The 18,431-nt window shown below is 33.3% G+C and carries 20 protein-coding genes and 1 pseudogene; 13 read left to right on the top strand and 8 right to left on the bottom strand.

Annotation, left to right across the window (positions count from 1 at the left end; translation table 11 throughout):
• Positions 1–263 precede the first annotated feature (263 nt).
• The 5 genes from IGJ93_RS12315 to IGJ93_RS12295 all read left to right on the top strand — a co-directional run bounded on the left by IGJ93_RS12315 (position 264) and on the right by IGJ93_RS12295 (position 3,288).
• The gene (locus IGJ93_RS12315) at positions 264–527 is read left to right on the top strand and encodes an uberolysin/carnocyclin family circular bacteriocin (RefSeq protein ID WP_067484535.1); all 264 of its coding nucleotides are present in this window, start codon (positions 264–266) and stop codon (positions 525–527) included.
• Positions 511–1,683 (top strand): hypothetical protein, encoded by a 1,173-nt coding sequence (locus tag IGJ93_RS12310; protein WP_176694881.1) that lies wholly within the window; start codon positions 511–513, stop codon positions 1,681–1,683. Before IGJ93_RS12315 ends, IGJ93_RS12310 begins: the two co-directional genes overlap by 17 nt.
• A gap of 71 nt (positions 1,684–1,754) precedes the next feature.
• A complete protein-coding gene (locus IGJ93_RS12305) occupies positions 1,755–2,204 on the top strand; it encodes a hypothetical protein (RefSeq protein WP_067484538.1) in 450 nt (149 codons plus the stop codon).
• A complete protein-coding gene (locus IGJ93_RS12300; protein ID WP_071869002.1) occupies positions 2,204–2,794 on the top strand; it encodes an ATP-binding cassette domain-containing protein in 591 nt (196 codons plus the stop codon). The genes IGJ93_RS12305 and IGJ93_RS12300 overlap by 1 nt, the downstream gene beginning before the upstream one ends.
• The gene (locus IGJ93_RS12295; protein ID WP_430596958.1) at positions 2,791–3,288 is read left to right on the top strand and encodes a hypothetical protein; all 498 of its coding nucleotides are present in this window, start codon (positions 2,791–2,793) and stop codon (positions 3,286–3,288) included. The genes IGJ93_RS12300 and IGJ93_RS12295 overlap by 4 nt, the downstream gene beginning before the upstream one ends.
• A gap of 86 nt (positions 3,289–3,374) precedes the next feature.
• On the opposite strand, the gene IGJ93_RS12290 is transcribed toward IGJ93_RS12295, so the two are convergent.
• From IGJ93_RS12290 to IGJ93_RS12275, 4 genes are all read right to left on the bottom strand, one after another.
• Positions 3,375–4,685, bottom strand: a complete 1,311-nt coding sequence (locus IGJ93_RS12290; protein WP_231885453.1) for a GHKL domain-containing protein — start codon at positions 4,683–4,685, stop codon at positions 3,375–3,377.
• On the bottom strand, positions 4,682–4,840 hold the full coding sequence (locus IGJ93_RS12285; protein ID WP_157495874.1) for a hypothetical protein: 159 nt from the start codon (positions 4,838–4,840) through the stop codon (positions 4,682–4,684). Before IGJ93_RS12285 ends, IGJ93_RS12290 begins: the two co-directional genes overlap by 4 nt.
• A complete protein-coding gene (locus IGJ93_RS12280) occupies positions 4,837–5,409 on the bottom strand; it encodes an accessory gene regulator B family protein (RefSeq protein WP_067484547.1) in 573 nt (190 codons plus the stop codon). The genes IGJ93_RS12285 and IGJ93_RS12280 overlap by 4 nt, the downstream gene beginning before the upstream one ends.
• Before the next feature lie 93 nt (positions 5,410–5,502).
• Positions 5,503–6,219, bottom strand: a complete 717-nt coding sequence (locus IGJ93_RS12275; protein ID WP_067484549.1) for a LytR/AlgR family response regulator transcription factor — start codon at positions 6,217–6,219, stop codon at positions 5,503–5,505.
• Positions 6,220–6,781: 562 nt separating this feature from the next.
• Between IGJ93_RS12275 and IGJ93_RS12270 the strand changes: the two genes are divergently transcribed.
• The gene (locus IGJ93_RS12270; RefSeq protein WP_067484550.1) at positions 6,782–8,230 is read left to right on the top strand and encodes a helix-turn-helix domain-containing protein; all 1,449 of its coding nucleotides are present in this window, start codon (positions 6,782–6,784) and stop codon (positions 8,228–8,230) included.
• A 12-nt stretch (positions 8,231–8,242) separates the two neighbouring features.
• On the opposite strand, the gene IGJ93_RS12265 is transcribed toward IGJ93_RS12270, so the two are convergent.
• Positions 8,243–10,795, bottom strand: a complete 2,553-nt coding sequence (locus IGJ93_RS12265) for an HAD-IC family P-type ATPase (RefSeq protein WP_071869004.1) — start codon at positions 10,793–10,795, stop codon at positions 8,243–8,245.
• A 183-nt stretch (positions 10,796–10,978) separates the two neighbouring features.
• Here IGJ93_RS12265 and IGJ93_RS12260 point away from each other — a divergent pair, with 183 nt between their 5' ends.
• The 5 genes and pseudogenes from IGJ93_RS12260 to IGJ93_RS12240 all read left to right on the top strand — a co-directional run bounded on the left by IGJ93_RS12260 (position 10,979) and on the right by IGJ93_RS12240 (position 13,881).
• Positions 10,979–11,308 carry an ArsR/SmtB family transcription factor gene (locus IGJ93_RS12260; protein ID WP_071869005.1) on the top strand — a complete coding sequence of 110 codons (330 nt, stop codon included), beginning with the start codon at positions 10,979–10,981 and terminating at the stop codon, positions 11,306–11,308.
• Position 11,309: 1 nt separating this feature from the next.
• Positions 11,310–11,986: pseudogene (locus IGJ93_RS12255) on the top strand (type 1 glutamine amidotransferase domain-containing protein).
• A 255-nt stretch (positions 11,987–12,241) separates the two neighbouring features.
• Positions 12,242–12,682, top strand: coding sequence for a MarR family winged helix-turn-helix transcriptional regulator (locus tag IGJ93_RS12250; RefSeq protein ID WP_067484562.1), 441 nt, complete (start codon positions 12,242–12,244; stop codon positions 12,680–12,682).
• 1 nt (position 12,683) lies between these two features.
• Entirely contained in the window at positions 12,684–13,313 is a 630-nt protein-coding gene (locus IGJ93_RS12245) for a nitroreductase family protein (RefSeq protein WP_067484565.1), read from the top strand.
• A 124-nt stretch (positions 13,314–13,437) separates the two neighbouring features.
• Positions 13,438–13,881: a DUF2798 domain-containing protein gene (locus tag IGJ93_RS12240; RefSeq protein WP_067484568.1), complete on the top strand. Its 444-nt coding sequence runs from the start codon at positions 13,438–13,440 to the stop codon at positions 13,879–13,881.
• Positions 13,882–13,921: 40 nt separating this feature from the next.
• Here IGJ93_RS12240 and IGJ93_RS12235 read toward each other — a convergent pair whose 3' ends face one another.
• A complete protein-coding gene (locus tag IGJ93_RS12235; RefSeq protein WP_071869008.1) occupies positions 13,922–14,437 on the bottom strand; it encodes a PadR family transcriptional regulator in 516 nt (171 codons plus the stop codon).
• 112 nt (positions 14,438–14,549) lie between these two features.
• Here IGJ93_RS12235 and IGJ93_RS12230 point away from each other — a divergent pair, with 112 nt between their 5' ends.
• Both IGJ93_RS12230 and IGJ93_RS12225 read left to right on the top strand, forming a co-directional pair.
• Complete coding sequence (locus tag IGJ93_RS12230; RefSeq protein ID WP_218657995.1) at positions 14,550–15,746, top strand: MFS transporter; 1,197 nt, start codon at positions 14,550–14,552, stop codon at positions 15,744–15,746.
• A gap of 490 nt (positions 15,747–16,236) precedes the next feature.
• A complete protein-coding gene (locus IGJ93_RS12225) occupies positions 16,237–16,566 on the top strand; it encodes a hypothetical protein (protein WP_067484575.1) in 330 nt (109 codons plus the stop codon).
• 135 nt (positions 16,567–16,701) lie between these two features.
• Here the strand turns inward: IGJ93_RS12225 and IGJ93_RS12220 are convergent, their stop codons facing one another.
• Both IGJ93_RS12220 and IGJ93_RS12215 read right to left on the bottom strand, forming a co-directional pair.
• On the bottom strand, positions 16,702–17,046 hold the full coding sequence (locus IGJ93_RS12220; protein WP_067484577.1) for a hypothetical protein: 345 nt from the start codon (positions 17,044–17,046) through the stop codon (positions 16,702–16,704).
• A 115-nt stretch (positions 17,047–17,161) separates the two neighbouring features.
• Positions 17,162–18,409, bottom strand: a complete 1,248-nt coding sequence (locus IGJ93_RS12215; protein WP_086270514.1) for a glutamate-5-semialdehyde dehydrogenase — start codon at positions 18,407–18,409, stop codon at positions 17,162–17,164.
• Between the last annotated feature and the right edge of the window lie 22 nt (positions 18,410–18,431).

Below are 18,431 nucleotides of genomic sequence, written 5' to 3'. Positions count from 1 at the left end.
CTATCGTGTTTTTTAGTACGGCTGTAGATTGCTAGAAATTAGGATACTTTACCAATTAGGCACTTTAAACTGTTATTTAGGTAATTTCTAAAACATGGAACTTTTCAACGAATAAACTAAAAATATCTTATTAATTGATCAATATAAGAAAATAGCTTCAAGGAGATGATGAACCTGCTTTCTCACCTATTTATGGATAGCTAGGTGATTTATTCAGTGGTGGTAGTAACAGTTTTTAAACAATAAAACATGGAGGAAGTATTATGAAAAAGAATTTATTATTAGTTTTACCAATTGTAGGTATCGTAGGATTATTTGTGGGTGCACCAATGCTAACTGCTAACCTTGGGATCTCTTCTTATGCAGCAAAAAAAGTTATTGACATAATTAATACTGGTAGCGCAGTCGCTACAATCATTGCTCTTGTCACTGCTGTTGTTGGAGGCGGCTTGATTACAGCTGGGATTGTTGCTACAGCGAAATCATTGATTAAAAAATATGGAGCTAAATATGCAGCAGCTTGGTAAAAACGTATTAAAGGCGACTATCAAGTCGCCTTTAATTTTCCCAAAAAAACTTCTTTTAGCGCAATATCGGAAACGAATAAATTGGCCATGGTCAACAAAATCATTATTTTTTGTCGCTTCGAGTGTTTACCTTATTTCAGCACTACTATTGGGATTTTTTGATTCCGTTTTTTCTAATGTCATATTTTCATTCAGTGTTTTCGTCTTGCTACTAAATTATAATTTGCCTTTGACTAGTGATGTCTTCAACATGAAAAAATTCAGGGTAGTATTAGCGAATAATCATGGAAAAAAGAGATTTCTTTTATGGTTAATCCTTTATTATAATCCTTTTATTTTAGTAGGCGTTCTGTTTTTTGCTTCTTCTGTATGTGCTAGTTTTATTCAAGGTAATTTTATTCATTCGATTGATCTATTTTTTCTATTCATTTTATCAATTCAAGTGTTGATTGCAGAAATAGTTATGTCAAGAAGAGGAAAGGCAGTCACAACACTTCAATTAGTCTTTTTTTTAGCTACAACTATTTTGCAGATGAATCTTATTATTAAATATGTGCTTTATCTTTTATTGTCAATAATTGGTTATTTGTTTTTTAGGAATCCTAACGATTTTTATTTTCAAAAAGTAACTAAATCTAAAAATAGTACTAGTCGTTCTGTCTTAAAAACGATGTTATACAACGTAATATTCAGTGATAAGAAGCAAAAGATATTCATGCTGGTGCCAGGGGTGATTGCGCCATTAATCGCTCATAAATTAGGTGCTTCGTTTTCCCCTGCAATTACTTTTATTTTAATGTTACTTGTCCAATACGAAATTGTAATTGATAATCAGCTAGAAGATTTCGAAGTACCATTAGCAAAAATTAAAGCTCTAAAATCTGCAAAAATTTCATTTTTTAAAAGATTTGTTTCAACTCTATATTTTAAACTGTCAATGTTCACTATTTTTATTATTTTGATTGCAAATTATTTTTACTCTCGAAATTTTATTGAGTTTATTATTCCGAGTATCGTTGAGACTATCTACATACCGTTAATGTCCATGTATTATTTGTTCTTTTTGGAAAGAGAATTGATGACAAGATCTCATATAAATTCAGTTTTGCGTGAATTTTTGCCGATTACGATTATCTTCACTTTCTTTATTTTTTAGGATGGGGAGGAATTCTTATAGATACTTTAGATGTAAACATTAATATAAAGAAACGGGTAATACTATTTTTTGTGGTTTCAATTTTTATTTTTCTAATTCTATTCTTGTTTTACCAATATAGTGGAATTTTACAAACTGAAGAGTTAGTCTCAACCCCTCCTGTAAAAGGGATAGAATACGTTGAGGCCATCTTTGTCAACAATCTACTAAATTACTTACAGTATTTATTTTTTCCAGTTGCTCCGGCATTAATTATTAAAGACGATATCCTTCTTTCTGTACCTATTGCGCAATCTGCAATCAATTTTGGGGTGATTCAAACATTAAAAAATTTATTTCCTCATGGATTTTTGGAGATACCAAATATTCTTTGTTTTCAATTTTTGTCTATAACCATGTTTTATCAATTATTTTTTAAAGGCTGGAAAACTTTAGTACCAACTTTTATGAAGCTTCGAAAAGTATATTTAGCTTCATTATTAGTTATTTTAATTGCTGCAATAGTAGAAGGGGTATTCTAATGATAGAAATAAAAAGCTTGAAAAAAAAATATACAAATAATCAAATTCTCAATGAGCTGAATTATACTTTAAAGGATGAAATTTACGTGCTATACGGAAAAAACGGAGTAGGAAAAACTACGTTAATGAATTTATTAACAGGGATAGAATCCCCAGATTCAGGAGAAATAAAAAACGAGTCAGGATTATCTTCCTTATATTTAGAAGCGGTAGGAATAGGAATGTCTGATATGTCAATCAGAGATAACATTAAATTGCTTTACTGGTTATATGGGGAGCGATGCACAGATGAAATTCTTGAATTGCTTTCAGAAACTTTATATAGTAAAGAACAGCTTGATACTGAGTATGCTTTAGCTTCTTTAGGAATGAAATTAAAGGTTGGTTTATCACTACTATATGCAGCCAAAGAGTGGGGATTGATCGTACTTGATGAAACATTATCTGGAATTGATCCACAATCTAAGAAAGTTATACTTGAGCAACTAAAAACTAAAAAATGTCCAGTAATTATAGTATCTCATAACTTTGATAATATAAATTCTTACAAAAAAATTGAGCTAACGAAAGAAGGAATAGTAAATCAATGAAAGACAATATATTTTTTAAAGTGATTATGTCAGTTTTCTACTCAATTGTATTGATGTTGATGTTAATAGAGCTAATTACGAAACCGATATTCAAACCTGTATTTGATATAGCTGTTCACGAAACGGGAATACCTGCTAGTAAATTGCTAATAATTTGTGGAATTGCAATCTTTTTGTTTGGTTTTGTTTTACTTTTTTTTCAAACTGTAATTTATTTTATGGGACTTAAACTTTTTAACACTTCAAAAGAGAATCTAACTAAAATCTTTCCTTCAGTGACGCTTTCGATGAGTATTGTTGGAGTGATATTTTTATTTGTTTCAATGTTTATTGACGTTACTAACTCACTAGTTTTATTGAGTACCCCAGCAATCGTTTTACTTTTAAATAGTATTATTTATTACATTCTTTCAAAAGATAGAAAAGGATTTTTAATCATATTGGTTATCTCAATGGTAATGTATGCTATGAATGGTTTAGTAAATAGAATATAAAAAAGAGGCTGTGAATATTCTGCATCCTTCAAAAAAGTTAGGTTTTAGTCTAACTTTTAGGGGCGTTGCATTCACAATCTCTTTTTTTATATTTTTATGGTTAATTTTTGAGAGAAAATTTGGTTTTCAATGGTTGTTTCTAAATCGTAGTTATCGTTTTCTTTAGTTATTTGATTTACATAAAGTAGTCCTAGTCCATGATTGTTTTTATCGCTTTTTGTAGTATATCGTTCTTTCTTTTTGTTCATTTCAGGGAAGGTTCCTTCAAAAGAGTTTTCAATAATAAAATTAGTGCTATTGATATCTTTATTGATAGATATCCAAAGTGATTTATCTTCAGTAGGGATCGTATTTTCAATCGCATTATCTAATAGAATAGATAAAATACGTACTAACATGACTAAGTCAACTGTTTGATCAAAAAATATTGGCTGATTGATTGAGAGAAAAACGGATAGGTTCCTTCTTTTTGCATACTCATATTTATAACTAACTAAGCTTTTTATTTCAATATTTTTAATTTTTGAAAGAGCTGTATTTTGTTTACTTATATTTAAAAGGAACTTTTCTGTAGGTGCCAGCACATGCTCATAAGTATCCTTAATTTGCGCCAGATCCTCATTAGCAATAGCTATTCTAAGTGTGTGGAGTATATTTAAATAATCATGCCGAAACATTGCTAAATCATCATTTAAACGCTCAATCTCGTTATTGTAGTCACTTAGATTTCTCAAAAGTAAGATATTCTGTTCGTTCTCTGTGTGATGTTTTCCAAATTGGATAAGTACCAAAAGTGTAAATAATCCAAGTGAAAAGAACAAGTACATTAGTCCCTTGTCATTCAAAAATAAATCTTGGATAAATTCTATTGGAGCATAACTTGTTGTCAATTCAGAAAACAATACGAGCAAGAATATATTTATAAGTATCATTGGGATAAGATACTTATTGGGTCGTAAATAATCTCGCATTGAAGCGACTTTGTCTGGCTTTGCTACCCTGATTATAAATATATTAAAAGTAAGAAAAATGATGTTTAAAACAGAGACTATTAGTTCTTCTTTTGAATAATTCCTAAAGATGATTGTGTTGATAGATTGTTCGGTGAAATTCAAAAAGGCCGAAATCAATACAGTAAATATACTTAAAAATATGACTAAAGTTTTCTTTTCCTGTTTTTTTAAATAAAAACCAATCAGAACTAAAATTGCAATAACAAAAATATACTGAAATTGAGGGAAAGAGGAGGAGCCAATTACAAAAAGAAAAATAAAGATCAGTATAGCTGAAATTGCCTTATGTTTAAATTTAGTTTGAGAACTTCCTAACAGAAAAAAGTATAAAGAGGTAACAAAGTAACTGGATAAAAATGCCCCAATTAAGTAGAAAATAATCATTTTTTTATTTTAGGTTTTTCTACTTCATAAAACCATTGCCCCATAAATTTAGGTGATGTAATAGCAGTAACATCAATCGCTCCCTTTTCAGCTAACACAGCTGCATCCACTTTCTTTTCAATTTTTTCTTTGAAGTAAGATTTTAAACTTTTCATTTGTAAGCATCTCCTGTAATAAATTTTTTTAATGGAGGATAAATCATTAACGATTGTAATACTAATGTGTAAACAAGAAGATTTTGAATTTCATTAGGACAAAAGATGGAAATGATGAAAATGCCTAAATTTACACTGATCGCTTTAACTTTTGTATTCAAATTTTTTTCTTTTGTCGTTTTCATTTCTGCAGCGTTAAACTGTGGGGCATAAATAGCAGTTAGCACTAAGACTACAATCCCTATTATTGCTAAAGCAAAATAAGAAATTTGGAAATTCATTTTTCCAATAAAATAGGGAATAACTACATAAAAAAGTGCATTTAAAACGGAGCAACCCAGTTTAGATTTTGAATGCCAACCTTTTGAATATTTGCGCGTTACTGTCATTAAAAAGCCTACAATAATGGTTTCTTTGAAAGTCTTAAATAAAGCAGCCAATATGATTATTTCGCAAAGCTTCTGTAACCCTACTAAATAGCATTCAATATAATATCGAGTGTAAATTGATCTTTCGTCGTTATCATCTACTGAAATAAGGAAAATTTTTTGTGCGATGTAGTTTACCATTAAAACTTAATCCCTCCATATAAAAAATATAATAACCCAAATTTTCCCCATTTTAAGATGATCGTCCTATTTGACCATTAAACACTCCTAACATCACAGTATTAACTGTGTGATCTCTTTATAATATTTTCTAGAAATAGGAATTTGGTTCCTACTTTTGGTTTTAATAAGTTTATTTTTACGATCGATATCAGTAATATTATTTATGTTAACAATATAAGAATGATGTACTCTTTTAAAACTTTGATGTAACGGTAATATCTCACTTAACGAACCATAAAACTCCTTATAGAAAGATATACCGTAGATAGCAATTTTGTGCATTCCGATACTTTCAAAATAGCATATAAGAGAAGGATCGAGTCTAAATATATTTGATTTGGTTTCTATTGAGATGAAATCAGAGGTATTAGTTAATGCTTTTGAGTTATTATATGCTGAAACACAGTTAGCAATCTCAGTTGTAAATGTCTCTAAATCATCATTTTTATTGATGAATGTATAAGCATTTACGAGATATTTGTATGATTTCAAGGCAAGTTCATAGTGACTTGAAACAAAAACGATTAGCCCATCTTTATCAATTTCTCTAATTTTTTTCGCACCATTAAAACCGCCTTCGATTTCTTTGTGTAGATCAATGTCAATGAAATACAGGTTCATTTCACTGTTTAAATATACTTTTTCATATATGCTTTCGATGTCTGAATGAAGATGAATTTGTTCATGAGGATCAAGTATCTTTTTTTCAAGAATTTGCTTTAAATAGATACCCTGAACAATATTGTCTTCTAAGATATATATAGCCAAATGATCACCCCTAAATTCATTATTATCATTAAAAACGTTTCATGCTTAATTATCGTACGTATTAAATATAAATAGTATATCATCTCATGGATTTTAATAGAACCCGTCTTTAACTGCTAGAGTCGTTGCGAATTCATTCACTTACGAATATAGTATGGGACAGAGACTTTTAAGGCAATCGAGTACCATTCCATTCTATTTTTTCATGGCACTTTCCAAGTTTTTGGAAGGATTATTTTTTATGAATGTTGCTTGTAATGAAAGTTATTCTGGAAAGTAAGTACTAATTAACTACCAAAATTCAAATTTAGTTTATCCCTTACCAAGTTAAGTCTTTCCATTTTATTTATTTAAAATTATACTTAGTAAAGTAATGAAAACGATGTCGGAAACCATGAAACTGCTACAAATCAGGGAATATCGAATCAAAATTCAATCATTTAATTAAAGTATGGATATAGATCAAAAAGATGAAATAACTATTTTTTCAGTTGGTTTACACATAAAAAATTTGTCACACCAATTTTTACGAGCTGATTATTTTTTGGAAAGGGGGCTCCGTATGTACTCATTAGTGAAACAATTTATAACAGAAAAAGATTTATATCGACAGGTGTTATTGTTGGAACAACTTCTTAATAATTCACAAGTTACAGTCAAAGAGTTAGCCGAAAAAATCGAAACGACGGAACGAACCGTTTTTTCAGATTTGAATTCCGTTCGTAGTTATTTACCTTCTGGTTGGGAAATAGCTACAGACAATAATGGCATCAAATTGATTAGTGAAATTACAGTTGCAACAAATGATATTTGGGAAGTCTTCTTGCCACACTCGATTACTCTTCAATTAGTCAAGGAGCTACTCTTTACAAAGGAATTAAATTTATCCGATTTTTTGTATAACACAGGAATCTCAATGGAAACACTCAAACGCCACACCACAAAGGTCAATCAGAAACTAAAAAATTATCATATTCGCATTCGTTTAAAAGGCGGAACAGCACAGCTAGTTGGAGAAGAAAGCTCAATTCGGATTTTTTATCATAGATTACTTTTGCCATTTACCCATAATAATTATTTTTTTGAAGACTATTTTATTCACGAAGATCATTATCAATACTTTTTAGCGAAAGATATCTCAACTAAACTGAAAGTTGAAACAGAACAGATATTTGGCATTTGCTGGTTCTTTATCAATACGATCAGAATCAAGGCGGGTTGCCAGATCAACCAATTTTCATTTAATCAGAAGGATCCACTGTTATGTTTATATGTCCCATCATTAAAAAAATTGTATAAAAAAGAAGGCATTTATCTTGAAGAATCAGAACTGTTTTTTGCTTTCTTCTGTTTTTTTGAAAGCTGGAATTATAACAATGAATTTGGTGAAGAAGTGAAGACTGTTTTAAATACTGACTATCCTAACTTACTTGAGAAAGCACAAGAAACGGTTCAAAAATTGGCTGAAAAACTCAATCTTCCCAAATTACACGAGACACACTTGAAGTGTAATTTATTGATCCTATTATTGAAATACGCTGAGTCACCCAGTCTTTCAGAGCAGTTTCAATTAGAGTATCAAGAACTGTTGATTCAACAAAATGAAGCATATCCCATCGTCCAAATGATAGGGGAAGAACTATTTCAAGAATTATTGAAAGTCGCATCGATTAAAGAGCAAGCATATTTTGTGAATATTTTTCTTTTGTTGTGCCAGCAAGCAATTTTCTCAATCAAAACACACACCATAACTATTTATCTTATTTTTCAAAGTGAACCTGCTTGGAAATTATTTTTACAACAAGAGTTGTCTGATTATTTAGGCAAACGGATTCGCATTGAACCAATTGAATTGACTCAATTAAATGAGCTCACGTATCAAGCCGGTGATTTGATTGTTTCAAATATCCCAATTGATAGTTCTCCGTTACCGGTTTTTTATCTTTCATTGATACCTACAAAAAATGAGCTCAGTCGGTTGACTGAACTCACGAATCATTCTTACATCTAGCCAGGTCTTCTCTTAGGAGACAGACTCATGGTTAGGTGCTTTTTTTTTGCTTAAAAAATTTTTACTGATTTTTTTCTCAAGCTCAACGATGAAAAACAGAGCCAATGCGTTGCCAAAAATCAATAATTGTTGGTTAAGGGATAAGCTAGTTGTGCCAATCAATTGTTGAGCAGCTGGTAAGAAAATCACGATTGCTTGAAGGATGAACAAGATGCCTAGTGAAATAAACAGGGCTTTGTTTTTCCAGATGCCTTGGTTGAGTGAAGGATCAAGTAATTCGCGACAATTAATCATGTAGACTGCTTGACCTAAAACGATGCTTTGTAACAAGACAGTTTGTTGTAATGCAGCGCCATCGAACTGAATGGATAAGAGGTAGGCAGGCACCATGATTAACAAGGATACGTAGAATATCCGAAAGACATTATACAGTGACAAGATGCCAGCATTTGTTTCTCTAGGAGGGCGCTTCATCACGTTTGGACTTGCTTTTTCAAATCCTAAAGCGTAGGAAAGTGTAATGGTCGTAGCCATATTGACCCACAAAATTTGAACAGTAGTTAGGGGAAGTGGACGGTTCAACAATAAAGCAACAATCACGATTAGCCCTTGTGCTAATGCGGTGGGTAAGAAGAAATTGATTGTTTTTTGCAAATTATCAAAGAGTCTGCGTCCTTCTTTGACTGCTTTAGCAATCGTATGGAAGTCATCATCAGCTAAAACCATGTCTGCGGCTTGTTTGCTGACCTCACTACCTTTGATTCCCATAGCGATTCCAACATCTGCTTTCTTTAGTGCTGGCGCATCATTGACACCATCACCAGTCATCCCAACAATTTCGTCATTTTTTTGTAAAGTTGTGACGATTCGTAACTTATGTTCAGGCGTTGTTCGAGCAAAAACATCAACTTTTTGGACTTGTTTAGCAAGTTCTTCATCTGATAACAAATCGATGTCGACACCTTCTAACACATTTTCTGTGTGCTTCAATCCAATTTGAATGCCAATGGCTTTAGCTGTTTCTTTGTGATCTCCTGTGATCATTTTGACTGAAATTCCAGCTTGCTGAGCTTCTTTGACGGCTTGGATCGCACTCTCTTTTGGAGGATCAATGATACCAGATAAACCAACGAAGTTCAGATTGGTTAAAAGCTCATGGGTTAATTCTGTAGGCTCTGTGAAGGTCTTGTAGGCGAAACCAAGAACTCGTTGGCCTTTTTCTGCTAATTGTGTAGATTGTTTTTCCCAATTTAATTTTTCTTGTTCAGTTAATTGTGATTTTTTCATCAAAACTTCTGGTGCGCCTTTGATGAAAACAAGAAATTGCTTGTCGATAGAATGTGCAGTGGCCATGTATTTGTAACTTGAGCTAAAAGGAATCTTGCCTAGAACTGGTTTTAAAGTTAACTCATCATTTTTGACGTAGTTTAGTAAGGCTAATTCTGTTGGGTTCCCTTTTAATTGCTCGATTGGTTGATCGTCTTTAGTCTTTAATTCTTGACAGTTGTTCATGATCTCTTTCATCATTTGTGGTTCATCAGTTAAGACGTCCATCACGGTCATTTCGTTTTTGGTCAATGTTCCTGTTTTATCGGAGCAAATGACGGTCATCGAACCTAGTGTTTCAATTGTTGGCATGCCTTTGATGATAGCATTTTCTTTTGCCATTTCTTTGACGCCCATTGAAAGGATCATTGTTAAGACAGCGGGTAATCCTTCTGGAATCATTGAGACAATCAGTGCAACTGAAGCAGAGAACATCAGATTCAATTCCAGTCCGTATCTTAAACTAGAAAAGAAAAGTAAGAATACGATCAGGGCCAAAATGCCTTGAAAAATGTATTTATTTAATTGGTGCATTTTTTTAATAAGAGGGGTTGTCTGCACTTGTACAGACTGAAGTGCCTTGTTGATTTTCCCAATCTCAGTTTGATTTCCAATTTCGACAACGATACCTTGGGCAGAGCCTGTTTGAACTAATGTGCCAGAAAATGCCATATTCACTTGATCTCCTGTTGGCGATGTTTCTTCAATCGTGGCACTTTGCTTTTCAACGGCTAAAGATTCCCCGGTCAAAATAGCTTCTTCAATGGTTAAATCGTGTGTGTCAATCAAACGTAGATCTGCCGGGACAACATCTCCTGACTTTAGGATAACAATATCTCCTCGGACGAGTTGTTCCGCATCAATCGTTTCTTGAATACCAGCACTAAGGACGACTGATTCTTGTCCCATCATATTTCTGAGCCCATCTAAAGAGTCTTCAGCTTTTCTTTCTTGCCAGTAACTAATCAACCCATTGATAACGACTACTAACAAAATAATACTCCCGCCAATGATATCTCCGGTGAAAAACTTGAGTAATGCGGCAATCATCAAGACAATCATCAATAAATCCGTAAAATGTTTCGCAAACTTTTGCCATGGCTTCAATTGTTCTTGCTTTTCAATTTTATTTAATCCATCAGTTTCTAAACGAGCTTGACGTTCCTGTTGTGTCAGTCCAGCTGTTTCAGCACGCGTTTTTTGCTTCACTTGTTCAGTTGAAAGTTTATACCATTTCATCTTGTTTCCTCCTGTAATTATTTACTTGATACCTTAAGTATATAGAGAAATTTTCTGATTTCTGGTCGATAATTTCAGGGGAGGGTGAAAAAGATGCGTCATCACTGGAAAAAGGATAACTAATTTGACAAGAAGACTACTTTGATGGTTTAATGGTTTAAAAATATGAACGGAGAATGCAAGATGCCTGATTTTACGAATTTAAAACAAGAATTCTCAGAAGTGAGTGATTTTTTAATCGCTTTGGGTGATGAAAAACGCCAGGCAATTATCATTAGATTGCTAGAAGATCGTGCTTGCCAAGGTGTAAGAGTGAATGAGTTAACTGAAATAACGAATTTATCCCGTCCAGCAGTATCGCATCATTTAAAAATTTTAAAAGAGGCAAAAATTATTGATTATCGTAGTGAAGGAACGAAAAACTTCTATTATCTAACACACGAAACCGCTGAAATCAATAAACTACAAAAATTATTAGTTGACGTGAGTCAAATTATCGCAGAGGTTGATTAACGTGAAAAAAGTCTTGATTGTTGAAACAAATGTTACTCATTATCAGGGGACAACGGAGCCAACTGGATTGTGGTTGGGTGAAGCGGTTGAATTTGTGGCTGAAATGAAAAATGCTGGGATTGAAGTCGATTTTGTTAGCCCAAAAGGTGGATTTGTCCCGCTTGATCCACGCAGTATGAAATACATAGATGAATCAATTCTTGAAATTTATGAAGATCCTGATTTTATTCATAGCGGATTGACGGACACTTTGCGTCCAGACCAAGTGAATCCGGCTGACTATGCTGCGATTTATTATACTGGAGGACATGGTGTGATGTGGGATTTTCCGGATGATTTGTCAATTCAAAATCTTGCGTCTACTATTTATGATAACAATGGGTATCTGGTTTCTGTGTGTCATGGGGTAGCAGGACTATTGAATATAAAGATAAGAGTGGTAACTATTTGATTGAAGGTAAAAATATTACTGGATTTACTACGACTGAAGAAATCATCGCAGGGAAAAAATCTGTTGTCCCATTTTTGAACCAAGTGGCGGTCGAAAAACGTGGCGGCCATTTCAAGAAGAAAAGATTTTATCGTGAATATGCAATCAAAGATGATCGAATGATAACAGGACAAAATCCGTTTTCTGTGCGAGCAGTTGCCAAATTATTGATTGCTGAATTAATTTAATTAACGAACTAGCTAACTAACTTTCTTACGTTGTTGGCTAGTTTTTTTGTGCAGTAAGCTAATACCCTCTTGTCAAAAATATCACTAAGTTATTAACTTGTTCATATACATTATTAAAAAATATTAGTGGTTACATCTTGAATCGCTAATAAAAAAATTATTTAACAAGCAAAAATTCTTGCGTTTCTCAACAAATCACTTTATTATTGACGAGTCAACGATTGACAAGTCAATGGTTAGTGTGAGGAGGAGCAGATGTCTTTAGAAGAAATTAGTCATGTTTTATATCAAATTAAAGTAGCAGATCAAAAGATTATTCAAATTTTTGAAGAGAATATTGGATTGAGTTTGACGCGTTATGAATTATTAACGCTTTTAAGAGAAAAGAATCCTTGTTCACAAAATACGCTACAATCATTCTTACAAATCGATCAAGGAGCGGTAACTAGGCACCTGAAATTATTAGAAACAAAGGGTTACGTTACACGACAACGAAATCCTTTAAATAATCGTGAGGTAGTTGTTACCCTCACCGCTAAAGCAGAAGAGAAACTTTCAAACTGCGAAAGAGAGCACACGGATATGGCTAGCATTTTATCGCCGGCATTTGAACCAGAAGAAATGTCACAGCTATTAGTGTTGCTTAATAAATTAAATACGCAATTATCAGCAATCAAAACGAAAGAAGTGGAATAAAATGGAAAAAGCAAAAGATTTTTCAACAATTATGTATGGCAGAAAATCCGTCCGAGTGTACGATGAAACTTATAAAATCCCCCATGAAGAAATGTTAACCATGATTCAGAAAGCAACCACAGCTCCTTCTTCAGTGAACATGCAACCATGGCGTTTTGTTGTTGCAGAAAGTGACGAAGCAAAAGAAAAATTGCGTCCACTGATTCGTTTCAATACAAAACAAAATGATACATCTTCAGCTATGGTGATGATTTTTGGTGATCTAGAATGTTATGAATATGGTGAAGAAATCTACAATCAAGCATATGAAGCTGGCAAGATGCCAAAAGAAGTTCGTGATCATCAATTGGCAGCAATCATTCCTTACTACAAATCATTTTCTAAATCAGAAATGAACGATATAGTCAAAGTTGATTCTAGTCTTGCTGCAATGCAATTCATGTTGGTCGCACGTGAACACGGGTACGAAACGAATCCAATTGGTGGATTTGAAGCAGACCAACTAGCAGAAGCTTTTGATTTGGAGAAAGAAAGATACGTACCAGTAATCATTTTATCCATCGGAAAAGCAGTAGAAGAAGGGTATGAGTCTGTTCGCTTAGCTGCTGACAAACTAACTACTTTCAAATAAATTCCCATTTTTTAAGTACTCAAGTCAAGATTTATTTATTTTATGATAAATAAAATAAATGCTTACGAGAATTTTTTGTCTGTGCTACGATAATCCTCGTGACAAAATGAAAGGAATGATTTGAGTGCCTACAAATAAAAAAGAAGGAATTATTTTTACTACGATGATGTGCTTTTCAATGGTTTTTGGAATGAGCATCTATAATTTATGGTTACATCAGGAGCTTTACTTGACAAAATTTATGATAGGGCTACTTCCAGGATTTATTGTTGCCTTCATATTAGATGTTTTTGTCATCGGTGTTTTAGCAAAAAAAATTGCATTTAAACTGCCACTGAATCCAGAAAAAAAAGTACCTATTATCTTAACAATTTCTTGTTTAATGGTCACTGGCATGGTTACTTGTATGTCACTTTTTGGTGTAATAATGGAACAAGGAATCTCGGATAATTTATTACCGGCGTATCTGAACGCTTGGAAAATGAATGTCATTGTAGCTTTACCTTTACAACTCCTTTTCGTAGGACCTTTTTCTCGAAAAGTATTGAACATCATCCAAACAAAATAAAAATAGAGTGTGTCATCTCAACAGGTGACACACTCTATTTTTATTCAAAGAAAGCTTGCATTTGATCTCTTACCTGTTGGCACCATAAAATTTCTTGTTGGCAAAGAAGAACTTTTCGTTTGATGACGACATAGCGTCCAAAGTCTTCTTTTTTCGTTGAGGTAAGGCCATCTAATTTGGCTTGGTTTTTTTGAAGTATTTTATTCAATTGTTGTTCACGTGTAAATAGCAAACCATTTGCTGTGTTTTTATCTAATGTAGAAAAGGCATAGATTTTTGCTAAAAATTCGTCTTTTTGTGTTGGTGAGGGTGTCTCTTCCTTAATCCATTCTTCAACGAGTAAACGTCCTTCATTCGTTAGCTCATAAATTTTTTTCTGTGAATGTTGCTCGTTATCTAAGATAGACAAGTAACCTTGTTGCTCGAGTTTCGCTAAAGTTGTGTAAATTTGACTATGGTGTGCCTCCCAGAAAATATTAATCAATTGTTTTAACTCATAGCCAGATCGTGGCTTTGTTAAAAGAACACACAATAGAATATAAGATAAAGTATTCACTGAGTAATACTCCTTTCTCCGTTTTTTTTTATTATATCATAAAAAATATACTCAAATTACATGTGCATATTGACATGTAATTTTAGTTATGTATGATGCTAGGTAGAGGGGAATGATAAATTTGGAGAATAAAATTGAACTGGAAGAACAAACTTCCGAGAAAAATTCAGCATTGGTTGTGGCTGCAACCTGTATGATTGCTTTTATGGGAGTAGGATTAGTTGATCCCATTTTAAAAACAATTGCTTTACAATTAAATGCGACGCCTGCAGAAACCACGCTTTTATTTACGAGTTATATGTTAGTAACAGGTGTAGTCATGTTATTTACGGGATTTTTATCTAGCAGAATTGGTTTGAAAAAAACATTGATGATGGGCTTGTTGATTATTGTGTTATTTGCCGGACTAGGTGGATTATCGAATAATATTGGTTTATTGATTGGCTTACGTGCTGGTTGGGGGATCGGTAATGCACTGTTTGTTTCAACAGCGTTAGCAACAATTGTTAGTATTTTGGTAGGAAACACAGAGAAAGCAATCATGATGTATGAAGCTGCGATTGGCTGCGGAATGGCAATTGGTCCGTTGTTAGGTGGCGTACTAGGAAGTGGATCATGGAGATACCCATTCTTTGGTGTCGCCTTTTTAATGTTGTGTGCTTTTGTTGCATTGGCTATTTTATTGCCTGAAATTGAAAAACCGAAACGTAAGGTTCACTTTTTAGAAGGAGTGAAAGCTTTAGCTAATCATAAATTACGTTCAGTTGGTTTAATTGCATTACTATACAATTTTGGCTTTTTTACTTTGCTGGCATATGCGCCCTTTCTGTTAACTGGTTATACTGAGATGCAAGTGGGATTTGTCTTTTTTGGTTGGGGTGTGTTGTTGGCAATTTCTTCCATTTTTGTAGCACCATTTTTAGAAAGAAAGTATACAACGTACCGTACAATCATGACTGCTTTTGTTTTCTTTACATTTTGTTTGATCCTACTTGGTTTGGGAACATCAATTCCGATACTTGTACCAATCAGTATTGTGTTAGCAGGATTTTTCCAAGGAATCATCAATACATTGTTAACAACTATTGCGATGGAAATTCCAGGTTTGGAGAGAAATGTGGCTTCTTCTAGTTATAGTTTTGTCCGCTTTTTTGGGGGAGCTTTGGCACCATTCATTGCGGGGAAAATAGGAGAAATCTTTGATGAAAAATATTCGTTTTATTTTGCAGCAATTATTGTTTTGTTAAGTTTAGGATTTATTGTTTATCATCGACAATATTTTGTAACAAAAGAAGGAAATCAGAAATAAAAATGAAAAAGATTCTAGATGCTTCGTTATAAAGTTTCTAGGATTTTTTTTATTTTCTTGCTGCGCTGATCTGTACCTTGAATCAAAGTAAATAACGAAGCAATACCTAGATAAATCCAGCTACGCAAATTGAGTATTCTTACTCAAATACTATAGCCAGCTCGTTTGAGCCACTAGTAAAAAAGAATAATATCCGCTAAAATCAAAGGATAAAAGCTAGCGATGATAGTATTTAAAAGAGAAGTGAGAGAAGATAATAGCAACCACATGCGCTAATTCATTAAAGGCAGAACAAATGCCAACTCTAAAAGGTTAAATAAAAATATAAGATGGAAATTAAATCTAATGTAAATATTTTTTCTCTTATTGAACCAGTAGCTAACAGGTAGCAATAAAAGAAATAAGATAGGAGTCATAGTTATCCTCCTAAATTAGTGTTATCTATTAATGTATCAGGTTTAGTTGGGAAATAGCGAGGAGTGAAGAAAAAATGTTTGAAGAAGATTTTCGTGAAGTGGGGCTAACGCTAGTTGAATTACCCATTGAATTGATTGATGGACGACCAGTGTATCGAGGCTATCTTAAAGAATTACCGACAATCAATGCACAAGGTGAGTCTAGAAAAGTCATGCAACAAAAATTAGCAACGATTTATCAAGCGTATCGTACAGAGATGCTGGAAGAATTGGAAGAAGAAAAAGAAAAGACGATGAACTTATCTGTTGATGAGTTGCTTCGATATTACGACGGAGAGACATTTGATGGTTTTTCAATTAATGAAGGAAGTTCTGAGACAGATTCAGAAAATCATTGGAGTTAATCAAATTAGGGAGTGGAACAAAACTAAAAATCCAGTCGTTCGTAATCTAGTTTTCAATAAAAAAGCCTAAATCAACGTTTTCAAAAACGAATTTTAGGCTTTTTTTATTTGGGCTAATTTTGTTCTAGCCCCTATTTAATGAAATGTGTGTTTCAAATGATCTTTATTCAATTGATATTTGTAAGTTAAATGGAAAAAACCTGCAATTAAAAGTGTGAATGTATATGGTAGCGAATAATTAAAAAATGATACGTAATTAATCGCTGCTAATAAACTCAAGGCTAACATATAGCTTACATAAAGCCGGATTAGTAATCCTTTTGGGCCGATTTTTTCAAAATACTTTGTCCATTTTTCTCGCTGCATGCCTTGACTTCTTTTTTTTATCTGAAAGAAAAGTGTTAGTAAAGCTACTCCAAAAAAAGCGGCAATGTTTAGGGAAAATAAATAGACTAAAAAGACGGTTAAAATTTCAAACATGAGAATACCTTTCTATTAGTTGAATCATTAAAAAATAATTTAACTTTTTTGCATAACTTATAGTGAGAGGAAACAACATATGATAACAAATGTTTCTTGTGAAACAAATTAGCTGTTACTCACGGACTTGGCCTTCGCCATAAATGATATATTTTGTTGTAGTTAGTTCATTAAGTCCCATTGGTCCTCTTGCGTGTAATTTTTGCGTGGAGATACCAATCTCAGCACCAAATCCAAAAACAGCACCATCAGTAAATCGGGTAGACGCATTAACATAGACTGCTGCGGCATCTACTTGATTTAAAAACATTTGACTAGCAGCATAGCTGTCTGTAACGATTGCTTCCGAATGTTTTGTGTTGTGGCGGTTGATATGGGTGATGGCTTCGTCGATTGAGTCGACGATTTTTACTGCTAAAACATAATCAAGATATTCTGTATCCCAATCTTCGTCTGTTGCTAAAGATGCCGTTTCTAAATATTCTAGGGAGCGTTGATCTGCGCGTAATACAACGCCACTGTCGACTAATGCTTTTTCAATTACTGGCAAGAAAAAAGGTGCGACTTCTGCATGAATCAATAAAGTTTCAGCAGCATTACAAACAGAAGGACGAGAAGCTTTTGCATTGACGATAATTTTTTTTGCCATTTCTAATTGTGCGTCTTTATCAATATAAATATGATTGTTTCCTGTACCAGTTTCGATAATTGGAACAGTTGCATGAGCTTTGACTCGTTGGATTAAACTTGCTCCCCCACGAGGAATTAAAACATCTAAATAATCAGTCAGTTTCATCAGTTGATCAGCAACCTCGTGAGAAGTGTCTGTCACAAATTGAATTGCGTAAGGAGAATGTCCATTGTCCACCAAAACTTGTTGTAGGATTTCTACCAGTTTTTGATTGGAAACAAAGGCTTCTTTTCCACCACGTAAGATAACTGCATTTCCAGATTTGAAAGCTAAGCTGGCAGCATCTGTTGTGACATTTGGTCGTGATTCATAAATAATTCCAATAACACCAAGAGGCACGCGTTTTTTTCCAATCAGCAAGCCGTCCTCATTTTTCCACATATGATCAACTTTTCCGATTGGATCGTCCAGTTGGGCAACCTTTCTCATTTCCTCTGCCATTGAATGAATTCGTTCAGATGTGAGTCTTAATCGGTCTTGCATCGTCTCGCTAATTTTATTTTGTGTTGCATGAGTCAAGTCTTCTTTGTTTGCTTCGAGAATAGCCACTTGATTTTCTTCAATCGCATCCGCCATTTTAAGTAACAAGTCATTTTTATCCGTTGTACTCATTAAAGCTAAAGTAGTAGCACTGCTTTTAGCATTTTCTCCGAGCTGTCTTAAATCGATCATCATAAATCCTCCTTTGTTTTTA

The organism is Enterococcus sp. DIV0174 (assembly GCF_050529065.1).
In the GTDB taxonomy this organism is placed as follows: Bacteria; Bacillota; Bacilli; order Lactobacillales; family Enterococcaceae; genus Enterococcus_B; species Enterococcus_B thailandicus.
This window is presented reverse-complemented; position numbering and strand designations above follow the sequence as displayed.